12 protein-coding genes are annotated in these 16,275 nt (G+C 49.5%); all 12 read right to left on the bottom strand.

The features are described 5' to 3' along the window. Positions 1–24: 24 nt before the first annotated feature. Positions 25–1,929, bottom strand: coding sequence for a molecular chaperone HtpG (htpG, locus tag ABD836_RS02535; RefSeq protein ID WP_344932198.1), 1,905 nt, complete (start codon positions 1,927–1,929; stop codon positions 25–27). Between the two features lie 101 nt (positions 1,930–2,030). Continuing rightward, the gene (locus ABD836_RS02530; protein ID WP_344932196.1) at positions 2,031–3,710 is read right to left on the bottom strand and encodes an acyl-CoA dehydrogenase family protein; all 1,680 of its coding nucleotides are present in this window, start codon (positions 3,708–3,710) and stop codon (positions 2,031–2,033) included. 19 nt (positions 3,711–3,729) lie between these two features. Next, complete coding sequence (locus ABD836_RS02525; RefSeq protein WP_344932195.1) at positions 3,730–4,329, bottom strand: TetR/AcrR family transcriptional regulator; 600 nt, start codon at positions 4,327–4,329, stop codon at positions 3,730–3,732. A 127-nt stretch (positions 4,330–4,456) separates the two neighbouring features. After that, on the bottom strand, positions 4,457–5,329 hold the full coding sequence (gene sucD, locus ABD836_RS02520; protein WP_344932193.1) for a succinate--CoA ligase subunit alpha: 873 nt from the start codon (positions 5,327–5,329) through the stop codon (positions 4,457–4,459). Next, positions 5,329–6,495 (bottom strand): ADP-forming succinate--CoA ligase subunit beta, encoded by a 1,167-nt coding sequence (gene sucC, locus ABD836_RS02515; RefSeq protein WP_344932192.1) that lies wholly within the window; start codon positions 6,493–6,495, stop codon positions 5,329–5,331. Before sucC ends, sucD begins: the two co-directional genes overlap by 1 nt. Positions 6,496–6,635: 140 nt before the next feature. Then, the gene (gene lpdA, locus ABD836_RS02510) at positions 6,636–8,072 is read right to left on the bottom strand and encodes a dihydrolipoyl dehydrogenase (RefSeq protein ID WP_344932190.1); all 1,437 of its coding nucleotides are present in this window, start codon (positions 8,070–8,072) and stop codon (positions 6,636–6,638) included. Positions 8,073–8,156: 84 nt separating this feature from the next. Next, the gene (gene odhB, locus ABD836_RS02505; RefSeq protein ID WP_344932189.1) at positions 8,157–9,362 is read right to left on the bottom strand and encodes a 2-oxoglutarate dehydrogenase complex dihydrolipoyllysine-residue succinyltransferase; all 1,206 of its coding nucleotides are present in this window, start codon (positions 9,360–9,362) and stop codon (positions 8,157–8,159) included. Positions 9,363–9,421: 59 nt separating this feature from the next. Further along, complete coding sequence (locus tag ABD836_RS02500) at positions 9,422–12,256, bottom strand: 2-oxoglutarate dehydrogenase E1 component (RefSeq protein WP_344932187.1); 2,835 nt, start codon at positions 12,254–12,256, stop codon at positions 9,422–9,424. A 266-nt stretch (positions 12,257–12,522) separates the two neighbouring features. Further along, complete coding sequence (locus ABD836_RS02495; protein ID WP_008249937.1) at positions 12,523–13,239, bottom strand: succinate dehydrogenase iron-sulfur subunit; 717 nt, start codon at positions 13,237–13,239, stop codon at positions 12,523–12,525. Between the two features lie 17 nt (positions 13,240–13,256). After that, the gene (sdhA, locus tag ABD836_RS02490) at positions 13,257–15,029 is read right to left on the bottom strand and encodes a succinate dehydrogenase flavoprotein subunit (RefSeq protein WP_344932185.1); all 1,773 of its coding nucleotides are present in this window, start codon (positions 15,027–15,029) and stop codon (positions 13,257–13,259) included. A gap of 3 nt (positions 15,030–15,032) precedes the next feature. After that, complete coding sequence (sdhD, locus tag ABD836_RS02485) at positions 15,033–15,401, bottom strand: succinate dehydrogenase, hydrophobic membrane anchor protein (RefSeq protein ID WP_344932184.1); 369 nt, start codon at positions 15,399–15,401, stop codon at positions 15,033–15,035. Beyond that, positions 15,395–15,769 carry a succinate dehydrogenase, cytochrome b556 subunit gene (gene sdhC, locus ABD836_RS02480; RefSeq protein ID WP_344932183.1) on the bottom strand — a complete coding sequence of 125 codons (375 nt, stop codon included), beginning with the start codon at positions 15,767–15,769 and terminating at the stop codon, positions 15,395–15,397. Before sdhC ends, sdhD begins: the two co-directional genes overlap by 7 nt. Positions 15,770–16,275 lie beyond the last annotated feature (506 nt).

The following is a 16,275-nucleotide window of genomic DNA, read 5'->3' as shown; positions in this document are numbered from 1 at the left end:
GCTTTCGCCGCCTTAAATCATTGTTTACGTACTTAACTCTAAAAGCAACTTATTCAGTTTATGGACATACCCCGCCGGATCTTCCAGCTGAGCGCCTTCAGCTAAATGGGCCTGATCAAAGAGAACATCAACCAAGTCAGCAAAGCGGTCTTCATCAGCCTCCTTGTCCAATTTAAGCACCAAGGGATGCTCTGGGTTCAGCTCAAAAATAGGTTTACTCGGCGGCAGCGCCTGCCCAGCGGCCTCTAACATCCTACGCATTTGAGCGCCCATATCGTCTTCGGTAACGACTAGGCACGCTGGCGATTCCGTTAATCGGCTCGTTACCCGCACCTTTTCAACCTTTTCACTTAAAACCGCATTTACGCGTTCAACCAAATCTTTATGCTCTTCGGCGAGAACTTCCTGAGCTTTTTTCTCTTCTTCGCCCTCAAGATCACCAAGATCCAGCTCACCACGCCCAACGTCAAGGAAGGCCTTACCGTCAAATTCTGAAAGGTGATTCATTAACCAGTCATCTACCCGCTCAGATAGCAATAACACTTCAATGCCTTTCTTGCGGAACACTTCAAGATGAGGGCTGCTCGAAGCGGTTCTATGACTTTCGCCTACAACGTAGTAGATCTTGGCTTGCCCCTCTTTCATTCGCGTCACGTAATCTTCGAGCGAATGTGTCTGCTCAGCATTATTGTCGTGGGTGGTGGCAAATCGTAGCAGCTTGGCGATTTTCTCTTTATTGCTAAAATCTTCAGCCGGGCCTTCTTTCAAGACTTGACCAAAGGCTTTCCAGAACTGCTGGTATTTGTCGGCATCGCTTTTGGCCAGCTTACCCAACATATCTAGCACACGCTTAGTTAAAGCGCTCTTCATTGCATCAACGGCGGGGTCTTGCTGAAGAATCTCACGCGAGACATTTAACGACAGGTCATTAGAGTCGATAACGCCTTTTACAAAACGCAGATACAGCGGTAAAAACTGCTCGGCGTCATCCATAATAAAAGTGCGTTGCACATAGAGTTTTAAACCCCGTGCCGCATCGCGATTCCACAAATCCATCGGCGCTTGACCGGGGAGATACAACAGGCTCGTGTACTCTAATTTACCCTCGACCTTATTGTGGCTCCAGTGCAACGCTGGGCTAAAGTCATGACTTACGTGCTTATAAAAAGCTTGGTACTCATCATCTGTCACTTCGCTACGCGAACGCGTCCACAGCGCAGTAGCGCTATTTACCGCTTCAAACTCAGCGACTTTCTGCTCTTCAACGTCTTTATCCGCTGGAACATTTTCCAGCATCTGCACGGGGATACTGATGTGATCAGAATATTTTTTGATAATTGAGCGCACACGCCAGTCATCCGCGAATTCTGTATCTTCTTCACGCAAATGCAGAACGACGGTGGTGCCGCGATCGGCCTTTTCACACGATTCAATGGAGAAATCTGCTTCACCAGTTGACTCCCAGTGCACAGCATCTGCAGCAGTTAATCCCGCCCGACGAGTAAACACCTCAACCCGTTCGGCAACAATAAATGCCGAATAGAAACCGACACCAAACTGGCCGATCAATTGTGAATCTTTCTTGCCGTCACCACTGAGGTTCTTCAGAAATTCGGCTGTACCAGAGCGAGCGATGGTGCCCAAATTATTAACCACCTCCTCGCGGGACATACCAATACCGTTATCACTTAGCGTCAGGGTGTTCGCTTCTTTATCGAGGGTGATACGGATGCGTAAATCGGGGTCATTTTCGTAAAGTGCGCCATCGGCAAGCGCTTCATAGCGAAGCTTATCTGCGGCATCTGAGGCATTAGAAACCAGCTCGCGAAGAAAGATTTCTTTATTGCTATACATTGAGTGAATCATTAACTGAAGCATTTGCTTAGCTTCGGTTTGAAAACCCAGAGTTTCTTTTTCTGCTGTTGACATTATTTCCACCTTTTTACACTGAATTAAGTATGTCCGCCGCTTTAGACGGACAGTGTTTGAAAGATGGGGACTTTTAGACGCTTTTCAAGAGATAAGCAGACTTAATATTGCTCCGGCAGCACTCGATCTAAAATAGCAGCCAGATCAACCCCCTCTGGAAGACAGCCATATATCGCCTGCCGCCCACCTAACCGGGAGCGCACAAAGGCTTCAGCGACTGCGCTGGGGGCGTGCCGAGCCAATAGCGAGGCCTGCATGGTCAACGCGAGCTGCTCGACCAATTGCCGCGCTTGATAAGCGGGGTCACCCAGATTTTTAAACGCGTCTTGTAACTGACTTACCGCGCGGTCTAGATCAGCGAACAGACCGCTAGACATCCCCAATTCCGTAAACCACTGTGCTAATACCGCCGGGGTTTTAGCGATGGCGCGCAAAACATCTAAGGCCTGTATATTCCCTGACCCCTCCCAAATTGCATTGATTGGGGCCTCGCGATACAGTCGCGGTAGTATGCAATTTTCAATCACACCATTACCACCCAAGCATTCCATGGCCTCGTAAGCATGGCCCGGTGTACGTTTACAGATCCAGAATTTACCTACAGCCGTACCCAAACGCATTAACAATTGCTCGGCGGGATCCTGGCTGCTATCAAGCGCACGCGCCATACGCATGGTCAACGCAAGGGAGCCTTCAATCTCCAGCTGCAAGTCCGCCAAGACATTCCGCATCAATGGCTGTTCAATTAAGCGCGCGCCAAAGGCCTGCCGCCTGCGAGCGTGATGAACGGCCTGCACCACCGCCTGACGTTGCCCAGCGCTAGAGCCAACCATACAATCAAAGCGAGTTAGCGCGACCATTTCGATAATTGCCGGAACCCCGCGCCCCTCTTCACCAACCATCCAGCCGTGAGCTTGGCGCAATTCGACCTCGGATGAAGCATTCGAAACATTGCCCATTTTGTTTTTAAGGCGCTGCAAATACAGGCCATTTTTCTGACCATCTTCACGCCAGCGCGGCACCAGAAAACAGCTCAACCCTCCATCTGTTTTCGCCAACATCAAGAAGGCATCACACATCGGCGCCGACAAAAACCATTTATGGCCATTTAGCGCATACAAAGCGCCACTCCCACGGTCACACAACGGCGTCGCATAAGTCGTATTTGCTTGAACATCTGAGCCGCCTTGTTTCTCGGTCATACCCATGCCAATCGTCAATGCTCGTTTTTCAAAATAAGGGATATTTTCCGGCTGGTAAGCGTTTTCAAGAATTTTTGGCAGCCATGTATCCGCCAAGCTTGGCGTTAGCTTCAAGGTCGGCACTGAAGCAAAGGTCATCGTTAAAGGGCAGCCATGACCGGCGTCAACTTGCGACTGCATATAACTGAGCGCAGCGCGCTGCACATGCGCGTGCTTAGCATTTACCTGCCAGGGACCTGAATGAACCCCCGCACGCAAAGCCATATCCATCAAGTTGTGGTAGCTTGGGTGAAATTTAACCAGATCCACTCGATGGCCGAAGCGGTCGTGGGTGTCGAGCTGAGGTTTGTTTTCATTCGCCTCAAAGCCCCAGTTGATGACATCAGCGCGGCCACAGCGCTCACCATGGTGGCTTAGCGCGCCGTCGTCAACACCGCCATTCACGGTTACGGCCTCCTGCAAAGCCACGTCACAGTGGTAAAGATTGTAATTTTCTAGGGCCAGAGACTGATTAAACACCTCGTGGGTCTCAACGGGAATTAATTTATTGATATCCACATTTGAATCAGTCACTGACATAATTTAATCCTCTATAACATCAACATTGCGCACCAACGGCACGCATACAGAATAATCGCAACGCCGCGATCGTCTCAGCGTTACAGACAGGGTTCGCAAGCGGTCCCAGTATACTTTCAGCCATCGCGCCAACCAGTGCTGCAGCCGATAACCCTGGGTTTTGCGGAGCAAATTCGCCAGTCGCCACGCCATTCGCAACGACCGTTTCAAATAGCGCAGTGTAGGTCTTGCGATACTGCAATCTAGCTACGTCCACAGCCGGATCAACCGGCTCTGCGATCAGCGCCCACGCCAACTTTGGCGCACTAAAAGCCCGCTGCGCAAAGACCTCTGTGGCAACGGCCAATCGAGTCGCTGCGCCACCGGGACCACTCAGCGCCTCTCTTACAGCGGCAACTTCACGGGTGGTCGCCCGTTTAAATACTTCAGTCGCCAACTCGTCCTTGCCGCTAAAATAGCGGTAAACCGTACCCACTCCAACCCCGGCGCCCTCTGCCACAGCCTGTATAGTGAGCGCGCCAAAACCGCCCTCCCGTACCAAGGTTTCCGCGGCGTGCAGTAATCCCGATTTTTGCGCGACTTTACGCTGCCTAACTAAATCCGTTTCCCGGTATGCCATATTATTTACCTAAACAGATAAAGAAGTGAATCATTATTCACTTCTTTAAACAAGAACATTCCAAAAATAAAACAACAGAATGCAAAAAGGCGGCCGAAGCCGCCTTTTCTAACAAAGCCTGCAGAACTTACCAGCCGGTAATTTCTTTAAGTGCTTTGCCGATGTCCGCAAGTGAACGAACAGTTTTTACGCCAGCATCTTGTAAGGCAGCAAACTTCTCATCTGCAGTACCTTTGCCACCAGAGATGATTGCACCAGCATGCCCCATCCGCTTACCAGCAGGTGCAGTAACACCAGCGATGTAAGAAACGACAGGCTTAGTGACATGATCTTTAATGTAGGCTGCAGCTTCTTCTTCAGCCGAACCACCAATTTCACCGATCATTACAATCGCTTCAGTCGCTGGGTCTTTCTCGAATAGCGCGAGAATATCGATGAAGTTAGAACCAGGAATCGGGTCTCCGCCAATACCAACACAGGTAGACTGGCCAAAACCATAATCGGTAGTCTGCTTAACCGCTTCGTAGGTCAAGGTACCTGAACGCGAAACGATACCAACTTTACCAGGTAAATGGATGTGGCCAGGCATGATACCGATCTTGCACTCACCGGGTGTAATTACACCAGGACAGTTAGGTCCGATCAAACGTACACCGTTCTCATCGCATTTTACTTTACACTCAAGCATGTCCATTACAGGAATGTGCTCAGTGATACATACGATCAGTTTGATACCGGAATTAGCGGCTTCAAGGATAGAGTCCTTACAAAAAGCGGCAGGGACATAAATCACAGATGCATCTGCACCGGTAGCGTCAACTGCTTCCTTAACAGTGTTGAAAACAGGCAGGCCAAGGTGCTCAGTGCCGCCTTTACCTGGCGTTACACCGCCAACCATTTGCGTACCGTAAGCAATAGCTTGCTCAGAGTGAAAAGTACCCTGACCGCCAGTGAAACCTTGGCAGATTACCTTGGTATTTTTGTCGATAAGAATAGACATTATTTGCCCCCCGCTGCTTTAACAGCTTGCTGAGCCGCGTCGGTTAGACTGGTTGCCGCGATGATATCGAGACCAGAATCTGACAGCAGTTTAGTACCCAGCTCCGCATTGTTACCTTCTAAGCGAACCACAACCGGTACGCTAACGCCCACTTCTTTCACTGCACCGATAATACCTTCGGCAATTAGGTCACAGCGCACAATACCGCCAAAGATGTTAACCAGTACGGCTTTAACATTTTGATCTTCGAGGATAATTTTAAAGGCTTCAGTAACACGCTCTTTCGTCGCACCACCACCAACGTCAAGGAAGTTAGCCGGGAAACCGCCATGCAGGGAAACGATATCCATGGTACCCATGGCCAAGCCAGCACCGTTTACCATGCAACCGATATTACCGGTCAGGGCAACGTAGTTAAGGTCCCATTCTGCCGCACGCGCTTCGCGCTCGTCTTCCTGAGAAGGGTCGTGCATCAGCTTCAATTCAGGGTGACGGTACATGGCATTGCCATCGACAACCAATTTAGCGTCTAGGCAGTGAAGGTTACCCTCGCTGGTAATAACCAGAGGGTTGATTTCCATTAAGGCTAAATCTTTGTCTTGGAATAATTGCGCCAAGCCTAAGAAAATCTTAACGAACTGCTTAACCTGAGTTGGGTTTAAGCCCAACTGGAACGCAAGTTCGCGACCTTGGTAGGGTTGCGCACCAGTCATGGGATCGATAATTGCTTTGAGAATCTTCTCTGGAGTCTCTTCTGCAACTTTCTCGATCTCAACACCACCTTCGGTAGATGCCATGAAAACGATGCGACGTGACGAACGGTCGACTACGGCACCTAGGTACAGTTCTTGATCGATATCAGTGCAAGATTCAACCAAAATTTTCGATACTGGCTGCCCGTGCTCATCAGTCTGATAGGTTACCAGATTCTTACCCAGCCATTTTTCAGCAAATGCCGCGATCTCTTCTTTGCTGCTAACCAGCTTTACGCCGCCAGCTTTACCGCGGCCACCGGCGTGAACTTGGGCTTTAACAACCCATTTGTCACCACCAATTTTATCAGCTGCAGCTGCAGCCTCTTCCGGGGTATCACAGGCATATCCTAAAGATACAGGCAGCCCATATTCAGCAAACAGTTGTTTGCCCTGGTACTCGTGAAGGTTCATGTTGGAATTACCATCTCGGTCTGTGGAAGTGTTAAACGAGTAAAATCCTGTCAGTGACTTGGCCCGTTCCCTCTGCACATTGCAATAACAACGCGAAATCGGGATGCGTATTTTCCCGAATTTCGCGCACTACCGCAAATCTATTTACGCTTCTTGCGATTAGGCATATGTATAGCGTGGCCATTAACAGCTAAAGCAGCTTCATGGACAGCTTCAGAAAGCGTTGGGTGACCAAATACGGTCAGACCAATGTCTTCTGCTGACGAGCCGAATTCCATAGCGATTACAACCTGTTGCACCAAATCAGCGGCGCTCGCACCAATAATATGGCAACCTAAAATACGGTCGGTTTCTTCGTGGGCCAGCATTTTCACCATACCAGTAGTGTCATTAGCCGCTACTGCACGGGCGATGGCAACAAAGGGGAATGTACCCACTTTGTAAGGAATGCCATCAGCTTTAAGCTGTTCTTCGGTTTTACCTACACCCGCAATTTCAGGATGGGTATAGATAACCGAGGGAATACAATCGTAATTCATCGCTATTTTGTGGCCAGCGATACGCTCGGCTACCATAACGCCCTCTTCGGAGCCCTTATGTGCGAGCATTGGGCCGCGAACAACATCACCCACTGCGTAAATGCCCGCAGCATCGGTCTCGCAGTAATCATTAACGAAGATAAAACCACGCTCGTCGAGGTTTACGCCACAATCGGCCGCTAATAAGCCACTACTAAGTGGTTTGCGACCAACGCAAACGATCAGCTTATCAAAGGTTTCGGATTTCTCTTCATCCTTAAAGGTATAGCTAACTTCAACTTGGTTTTTAACGATCTTAGTACCGGTAACCCGGGCACCCAAACGTACATCTAGACCTTGCTTCTTAAAGACCTTAGCAGCCTCTTTCGCGATCTGACCATCAACAGCAGGCAGGAAGCTTTCTAGGGCTTCTAACAGAACGACCTCACTGCCAAGGCGTGACCAAACACTACCTAGTTCTAAGCCAATTACGCCGGCGCCGATTACGCCCAACTTACCAGGAATTTCTTGAAAATCTAATGCACCAGTGGAGTCGACGATAATGTTCTGATCAACTGGCGCGGGTGGGATAGCAACGGGTACTGAGCCCGCAGCAATAATGATATTGTCAGCGTCCAAAATAGAAACAGTGCCGTCAGCGGCAGTAACTTCCACTTTTTTGCCCGCTAAAACTTTGCCGGCACCTTCAATCGCGGTCACGCCGTTTGCTTGAAACAGACCACCTATACCGCCTGTCATTTGCGCTACAACGCCATCTTTACGCTTGATCATCGCTGGCACATCAATGCCAACATCGCCAGTAGAAATACCGTGAACGCCGAGCGAGTCTTTGGCTTCATGGTATTTATAGCTACTATCCAAGAGCGCTTTAGATGGAATGCAACCAACATTTAGGCAAGTGCCACCCAATGCTATTTTGTCTTCTTTATTACGATTCTTTTCGATACACGCTGTTTTTAAGCCCAGCTGCGCTGCGCGAATGGCGGCAACATAACCCGCTGGGCCAGAGCCAATAACTACCACATCAAATTTTGACATTGCTTTGTCCTATTTCCTTTTTTGTTGAGCGCAAGCATCCACCGCGCCCAACTATCAAATAGCCTGAATTTTGCGTAATGCTCGTTATACTTCGAGCAAAATCCGCGCCGGGTCTTCAATTAGGTCTTTGATCGCCACTAAAAACTGAACAGCATCCTTGCCATCGACCAGGCGGTGGTCGTAGGACAACGCCAAATACATCATAGGCTGAATAACGACTTCACCATTTACCGCCATAGGGCGATCTTGGATTTTGTGCATACCCAGAATCGCGGTTTGTGGAGGATTAAGGATTGGGGTAGAAAGTAGCGAACCAAACACACCGCCATTTGTGATGGTGAAGGTACCACCAGTCATGTCTTCCATGCTAAGTTTGCCGTCTTTTGCACGCAGACCATATTCACGAATTTTCTCTTCGATCTTGGCCATGCTCATGTTTTCTGCATCGCGCAATACTGGAACGACCAAACCCTTCTCGGTAGAAACCGCGACACCAACGTCTTGGTAGCCATGATAAACAACATCATCGCCGTCAATAGAGGCATTTACCGCAGGGAAACGTTTTAAGGCTTCGCAGGCGGCTTTCACAAAAAAGCCCATAAAACCGAGGCGTGTGCCATTGTGCGACTTTTCAAATAGGTCTTTATACTGGCTACGAAGATCCATAACCGGCTTCATGTTGACCTCATTAAAGGTAGTCAACATCGCCGTTGTGTGGGTCGCTTCAAGCAAACGCTCAGCAATACGCTTACGCAAACGCGTCATTGCTACGCGCTTTTCTACGCGCTCGCCGGCCGGCACTTCAACCGCAGCCGGTGCGGCTTTGGCCACTGCAGCAGTTGCCGCTGGAGCTGCTTTAGCCGCCGCAGCTGGGGTGTAGTTGACAACATCTTCTTTGGTGATAACGCCACCCTTGCCTGTACCAGTGACCGCTGCAGCGTCAATGCCCTTCTCTTCGAGCATTTTGCGAGCAGCCGGACTTACTTTTAAGTCTTGGCTGCTTTGCTCCACAGGCGCGTCAGCTGGAGCTGCCGCACTGGGCGCCGCTGCGGCACCCTCTTCAAACAAGGCGACAACTTCATCACTTAATACGGTATCGCCTTCAGGTTTCAAAATTTCTTTCAATACCCCGTCAGCGGGTGCAACAACTTCTAAAACCACTTTATCGGTTTCAATATCTACCAGCGGCTCGTCACGCGTTACTGCTTCGCCTACTTGCTTATGCCATGTCGCAATCGAACCATCGGCGACGGATTCTGGAAATGTTGGCGCTTTAATTTCTATGCTCATTATCTTTCCTGTCAATTAATGTCGCTGTACGAGACAGTCTTTAAAATTTCCAGACACTATTAAAGCTTCAGTGCCTGCGTGATGAATTTTTCCTGCTGCGCCAAATGCAATGCCATGTAACCTGCTGCTGGCGACGCTGAAGGCTCACGCCCTACATACCCCAGCAATAAATTCTTCTCAGGTTTAAAGCTGCGAATTACGCGAGTCATACGATGACGACTGTTATACCAAGCACCCTGGTTACGCGGCTCTTCCTGACACCAAACCACCTTTTTCAGATTAGGGTATTGGGCAATCGCATTGCGCAAATCGTCGTACGGGAAAGGATATACCTGCTCCAAACGCACAATCGCAATGGAGTCCTTACCGTGTTCACGACGGGCCGCACGCAAGTCGTAATAGACCTTGCCACTGCACAATAACATCCGCGTAACCTTCGACTTATCAATATCGTCGGTCTCGTCAATCACATTTTGGAATTGACCTGTGGTTAATTCCTCAAGCGTCGACACGGCCTCTTTATGACGAAGCAAACTCTTAGGTGACATAACCACCAGCGGACGACGAAGCGGGCGAATCGCTTGGCGACGTATCATGTGGTAAACCTGAGCTGGCGTCGAAGGAACGCAAACTTGGATATTGTGCTCCGCACATAACTGCAGGAAACGTTCCAAGCGAGCCGAGGAGTGCTCAGGCCCCTGACCTTCATATCCGTGGGGCAATAACATGGTAAGACCGCATAAACGGCCCCACTTTAGTTCACCACTGCTAATAAATTGGTCAACAACAACCTGGGCACCATTGGCAAAATCGCCAAACTGCGCTTCCCAAATTACTAGCGAGTCAGGTTGTGTGGTGGAATAACCATACTCAAAAGCCAGCACTGCCTCTTCCGACAACAGCGAATCGAAAATTGAAAAACTCGGCTGATCGGCGCTCATATTCTGCAGTGGCACATAGCGACTACCATCGCTCTGACTGTGCAACACGGCATGGCGGTGAGAGAAAGTACCCCGTCCTACGTCCTGACCAGTTAAGCGGACCTTATGCCCTTGCTTAATTAGCGAGCCGTAAGCAAGCACTTCAGCAAAACCCCAGTTTATTGGCATACCGCCAACGGCCATTTTGCGGCGATCTTCGTATATTTTCGCGACCTGCCGCTGAACAACAATGCCTTCTGGAACTGCATTAACCGCTTCCGAAACTTCTTTAAGTACCTTGGCGTCTATTGAGGTGTCGCCAGCAACATCCCAGGCATGACCTAAGTACGGTGTCCAATCAACAAACATCTCAGAATTCGGCTGCATCACCAAACTTTTGGCAACATGCTCGCCGTTATCTAAGGCCTGTCGATAGTCCTCGGCCATTTTATCCGCCAAGGCTTTTTCTATTATGCCCTCAGCGTCCAGCTTGGTGACGTAAAGTTCGCGAGTCGTTTTTTGTTTGCTGATTTTACTGTACATCAACGGCTGCGTGCCTGACGGCTCATCAGCTTCATTGTGTCCACGACGGCGATAACAAATCAGATCAACAACCACATCTTTTTTGAATTCCTGACGGTAGTCGGCAGCCATTTGGCTAACAAACAGCACCGCTTCTGGATCATCGCCATTCACATGAAAGATCGGCGCCTGAACCATTTTCGCGACGTCGGTACAGTATTCGGTTGACCGGGCATCTTCCTGCAAGCTCGTGGTGAAACCAACTTGGTTGTTAATAACGATATGAACGGTGCCGCCGGTCTTGTATGCCCGAGTCTGCGACATTTGAAAAGTTTCCATGACCACACCCTGACCGGCAAATGCCGCGTCACCGTGCAGAACAATTGGCACAACCTTGTCGCCAATAGGGTCATTTCGGCGATCTTGGCGAGCCCGCACGGACCCCTCAACGACCGGAGAAACAATTTCCAAATGCGACGGGTTAAACGCCAGCGCTAAATGCACTTCACCGCCGGGCGTCATGACATTTGACGAGAAACCTTGATGGTATTTAACGTCAGCCGAGCCCTGGTATTTAACTTTGCCTTCGAACTCGTCGAACAACTCTGCAGGGCTTTTACCGAGGATATTGACCAAGAGATTAAGACGACCACGGTGGGCCATACCAATGACGATCTCTTTCGCGCCATACGCGCCAGCGCGCTGGATCATAGCATCCATCATCGGGATAAGGCTTTCGCCGCCTTCCAGACCGAAGCGTTTGGTACCAGGGTATTTAGAGCCCAGCGATTTTTCCAAACCCTCTGCGGCCGTTAAACGCTCCAATAAGTGGGTGCGTGTATCTAAGCCGTATTGAGGTTGAGAGCGAACACTCTCCATGCGCTGCTGAATCCACGTACGCTCACGTGTATCCACAATATGCATAAACTCAGTCCCTACTGAACGACAGTAGGTAGCGCGCAAGGAGTCATAGATTTCACGCAGCGTCGCTTGGTCCTTGCCGATGTAAAGACTACCGGTTTGAAACACAGTATCGAAATCGGCTTCACTTAACTGGTGATATTGCAATTCGAGATCAGGTACTCGAGGACGCTGCCAAAGGCCCAATGGGTCTAATTGAGCTTCCTGATGGCCGCGTTGCCGGTAGGCACTAACCAACTGAATTACCCGAACCTGCTTGCGTTCGTGATCACTAACTTCGTTATTGACTGCGCCATTAAAACGAACTGGGGTCTTTGCTAATTGCGCAAAATGTTCGCGGATGGGCGAGTGGGGAATATCGTGAGTTGAGCTTTCGCTTACGCGGGGCAATTGTTGGAAATAACTTCGCCATTCATCAGAAACGGCGTTTGGATCAGTGAGGAAGGCTTCATACAACTCTTCTACGTAAGTCGCATTTCCGCCAGATATATGGGAGCTTTTCCAAAGCAGCTCCATTGAGTTTTTCTGCATTCCTGTCCACCTAGTAACAAGGGAAGTGGCAGTCCGAATGATCATTGCCCGATAAGGCTTTTTTCATCCTGTGAAGTCCTGCAGCATTCAGTGTACGCCGCAGAACCGACTCGCACCACAGGGAACGTCCCTTCCCTCTTAATACGTTTTTTAGCTCGTAAAGTGCCGGTAAGCACCGAGTTGTATTGTTCCAGCGCTGCTCGTGAACAGCGCCTTAGGACTTACTTTTCGCAGAGTGTTATACCCGGCCAAGGCCGGGGGAATACTTAGGTTGCTCTGCTTAGCAACATATTCCGAATGTGACCAATTGCCTTCGTTGGGTTTAACCCCTTAGGACAAACGTTCACACAGTTCTGAATGCCATGGCAGCGGAACACGCTAAATGGATCATCTAAATCACTTAGGCGCTCTTCTGTTGCGGTGTCACGACTATCCGCCAAGAAGCGGTAAGCCTGCAGCAAGCCGCTTGGGCCGATAAAGCGATCTGGATTCCACCAAAAAGACGGGCAAGCTGTAGAGCAGCACGCGCACAATATGCACTCGTACAAACCATCAAGCTTAGCGCGCTCTTCTGGGGACTGCAGACGCTCAATGGCTGGCGCTGGCGTGTCATTCAGCAAGAAAGGCTTAATCTTTTCATACTGCTTATAGAAAAGACTCATATCGATAACAAGGTCACGAATAACCGGTAGACCCGGCAACGGACGCAAAACCAGCTTATTGCCGCCTTTGCCATTTTTCAGGGCTTCTGAAATCGGCGTAACGCAGGCTAAGCCATTTTTACCGTTGATATTCATACCATCAGAACCACACACGCCTTCACGGCATGAGCGGCGGTAAGCCAGCGACGGATCGCTGCCTTTTAGCAGTTCGAGAACATCCAATACCATGAGGTCTTTACCACCGGTATCCAGCTCCACTTCCTGCATATACGGTTCCTGATCTACTTCAGGATTGTAACGATAGAGACTAACTTTCAACATATTCGTTTTCCCCTGAATCAGTACGTGCGAATTTTTGGTGCAAATGCTTCACGGGTTTTAGGCGTGAAGTTAACCGCCCGCTTACCTACCCGCTTCTCATTGGGGAAGTAGACCGAGTGGCACAACCAATTTTCGTCATCGCGATCAGTGAAGTCTTCGCGAGCGTGAGCGCCGCGGCTCTCGGTACGCGCCTCAGCAGCAATCGCTGTAGCCTCTGCCACTTCAAACAAGTTGTGCAACTCAAGTGCTTCAATACGCGCAGTATTGTAGGCGTTGCTCTTGTCTTCAAGATGCGCGTTATCAATACGCACCCGCAGCTCAGCCAGCTTTTTGATACCTTCTTGCATAAAGTCACCGCGACGGAAAACGCCGAAATGATTCTGCATGATAGTCTGCAATTCTGTGCGCAGCGCCGAAACACTTTCGCCACCGGTAGTGTTGTTGATTTTGTTCAAACGGCTCATTGCGCGGTCAATATCGGCCTCTGAAGCATCGCGCATTTCAACGCCTTCACGCAGACTCTTCTCAATGAACAAACCAGCAGAGCGACCAAATACCACAAGATCCAGCAGTGAGTTACCGCCCAAACGGTTTGCACCATGTACTGATACACATGCCACTTCGCCACAGGCAAACAAGCCTGGAATAACGGTATCGTTGCCATCTGCATCAACAGTCAATGCCTGACCGTTAACATTGGTGGGGATACCACCCATCATGTAATGGCAAGTAGGAACAACTGGCACTGGCTCTTTTACTGGATCGGCGTGAGCAAAAGTACGAGACAGCTCGCAGATACCTGGCAAACGGCTTTCAAGAACCTCTTCACCAAGGTGATCCAGTTTCAGGTAAACGTGATCACCATTGGGACCACAGCCGCGGCCTTCAAGAATTTCCAAAGTCATTGAGCGGGCAACAACGTCGCGACCGGCCAAATCTTTCGCGTTTGGCGCGTAACGCTCCATGAAACGCTCGCCGTCTTTATTGACGAGGTAACCACCCTCACCACGGCAGCCTTCAGTAACAAGTACACCCGCGCCGGCAATACCGGTGGGATGGAACTGCCACATTTCGATATCTTGTACTGGGAAACCCGCACGCAGAGCCATACCAACGCCATCGCCAGTGTTGATGTGCGCATTGGTAGTAGAGGCATATATACGGCCTGCACCACCAGTGGCAAATACCGTCGCTTTTGACTTAACGTAAACCACTTCACCGGTTTCAATACAAATGGCGATAACACCAACGACTTCGCCGTCTTCGTTTTTCACTAAATCAGTGGCGTACCACTCATTGAAAAATACAGTATTGTTTTTCAGGTTACCCTGATAAAGGGTGTGCAGCAGCGCGTGACCGGTACGGTCCGCAGCAGCACAGGTACGAGCAGCCTGACCGCCCTCACCAAAATTCTTAGACTGACCACCAAAGGGGCGCTGATAAATACGACCTTCTTCGGTACGCGAAAATGGCATACCCATATGATCCAGTTCGTAAACTGCTTCAGGTCCAACCTGACACATATATTCAATGGCTTCCTGATCACCGATGTAATCAGAGCCCTTAATGGTGTCATACATATGCCACTGCCACTGATCCTGTGGATCTGAGCTAGCAATTGCACAGGTGATACCGCCCTGCGCCGACACAGTATGTGAACGCGTAGGGAATACTTTAGAAATTACTGCTGTTTTATAGCCTGATTGCGCTAACTGTAATGCCGCACGCATACCTGCGCCGCCACCACCAACAATCACACCATCAAAAGAAATTGTACGAATATTAGCCATTGCTTAACTCCAAAGAATCTGGATGCCCCAAACGAGGTAGGTGAATAACACAACGGCCGAGGCCGCCTGAAAAGCCAAGCGCAACACGGTGCCGCGGCCACCCATCAATCGTTCGGTCAAATAGTCAGTTGATACTGACCACAAACCAATCCATGCATGAGACACAATGGACAAAACTGCTGCAGTGCTAAACACACGCATAAAAGTACTATCGAAATAGCCACTCCACTGCTGATAATTCAACTCTGAGCCACTGCACAGCAAATAGAAACCAACCACCAGCATATATGCCAGCAAAACCACGCCACTAACACGCTGAATGAGCCAGTCAGCCAAGCCATTCCGGCCCAAATTCGTTACTGAATTTACCATATCCACAACCCCGCAAGCACCGCCAACACAGCCGAAACGGCTAACACCAATTTGGCTCCAGTCTCACCGCCTTCCATCGACTCGCCAATCCCAGCATCCATTACCAAATGCTTAACGCCAGCAGCGGAGTGATAGATCAAGCCAACTAATACGGCCCAAATACTTAATTTACCCCAGAACGAAGCTAAGCAAGCTTTTGCTTGAGCAAAACCCTCGGGACCGTCCAAGCTAGTACCAAGCAACCAAAATAGCAGAGCTACGCCAGCCACAAGAAACACACCGCTGATGCGGTGTAAAATTGAGGTATATGCGGTAATCGGCAGAGCGATTGTCCCGATATCCAGGTTTACAGGTCGTTTATCGTTCACGGTTTGCCACACTTTTAATTTCTGGCCCGAATTAACGAGCGGGTTTAAAGGGAGTGGATCAATCAATCTCCGAATCTATCATTCGGCTGTGCTTCAGTATTCACAGGGTTCATAAACCCAACAAGAAACGCCGCGCATTATAGGGCCAAGCCAGTGCAATTACAAACCCTAGCAAGTGCCCATCAACGCCGGCAAAAAACACCAATATCAAGGGCTTAAGGCACCATTTCGCACCATTATGGCGCCATATAACTTGTTTTATCCAGCTCGTGCAGCACAAAAATATTGCAATTCGAGGTATCAAAGCGACGAATAATCAATCCGAGTAATAATTAGAATTCCATCTAAGCTAATTGCACGTTAAAATGTCATCACCGTTGACAAACCATTTCATCTCTCTATATTTGTCACTCCCGCGTAAGCGGACCTTCCGATGTTACATTCACGCAATACCATGCAGAATGCTAGATATTGGAAGCTAACGCCAAAAGCTAGCTAAAAGTTAC

This window comes from Zhongshania borealis (assembly GCF_039539625.1).
Lineage (GTDB): Bacteria > Pseudomonadota > Gammaproteobacteria > Pseudomonadales > Spongiibacteraceae > Spongiibacter > Spongiibacter borealis.
Note: the sequence above shows the minus strand (reverse complement) of the source record. Positions and strands in the feature narration are given on the sequence as shown.

Coding starts and splice junctions, on each gene's coding strand:
- lpdA (WP_344932190.1), bottom strand. CDS start 8,072: ATGTCAAAATTTGATGTGGTAGTTATTGGCTCTGGCCCAGCGGGTTAT.
- ABD836_RS02495 (WP_008249937.1), bottom strand. CDS start 13,239: ATGTTGAAAGTTAGTCTCTATCGTTACAATCCTGAAGTAGATCAGGAA.
- ABD836_RS02525 (WP_344932195.1), bottom strand. CDS start 4,329: ATGGCATACCGGGAAACGGATTTAGTTAGGCAGCGTAAAGTCGCGCAA.
- odhB (WP_344932189.1), bottom strand. CDS start 9,362: ATGAGCATAGAAATTAAAGCGCCAACATTTCCAGAATCCGTCGCCGAT.
- sdhA (WP_344932185.1), bottom strand. CDS start 15,029: ATGGCTAATATTCGTACAATTTCTTTTGATGGTGTGATTGTTGGTGGT.
- sucC (WP_344932192.1), bottom strand. CDS start 6,495: ATGAACCTTCACGAGTACCAGGGCAAACAACTGTTTGCTGAATATGGG.
- sdhD (WP_344932184.1), bottom strand. CDS start 15,401: ATGGTAAATTCAGTAACGAATTTGGGCCGGAATGGCTTGGCTGACTGG.
- ABD836_RS02530 (WP_344932196.1), bottom strand. CDS start 3,710: ATGTCAGTGACTGATTCAAATGTGGATATCAATAAATTAATTCCCGTT.
- htpG (WP_344932198.1), bottom strand. CDS start 1,929: ATGTCAACAGCAGAAAAAGAAACTCTGGGTTTTCAAACCGAAGCTAAG.
- ABD836_RS02500 (WP_344932187.1), bottom strand. CDS start 12,256: ATGCAGAAAAACTCAATGGAGCTGCTTTGGAAAAGCTCCCATATATCT.
- sucD (WP_344932193.1), bottom strand. CDS start 5,329: ATGTCTATTCTTATCGACAAAAATACCAAGGTAATCTGCCAAGGTTTC.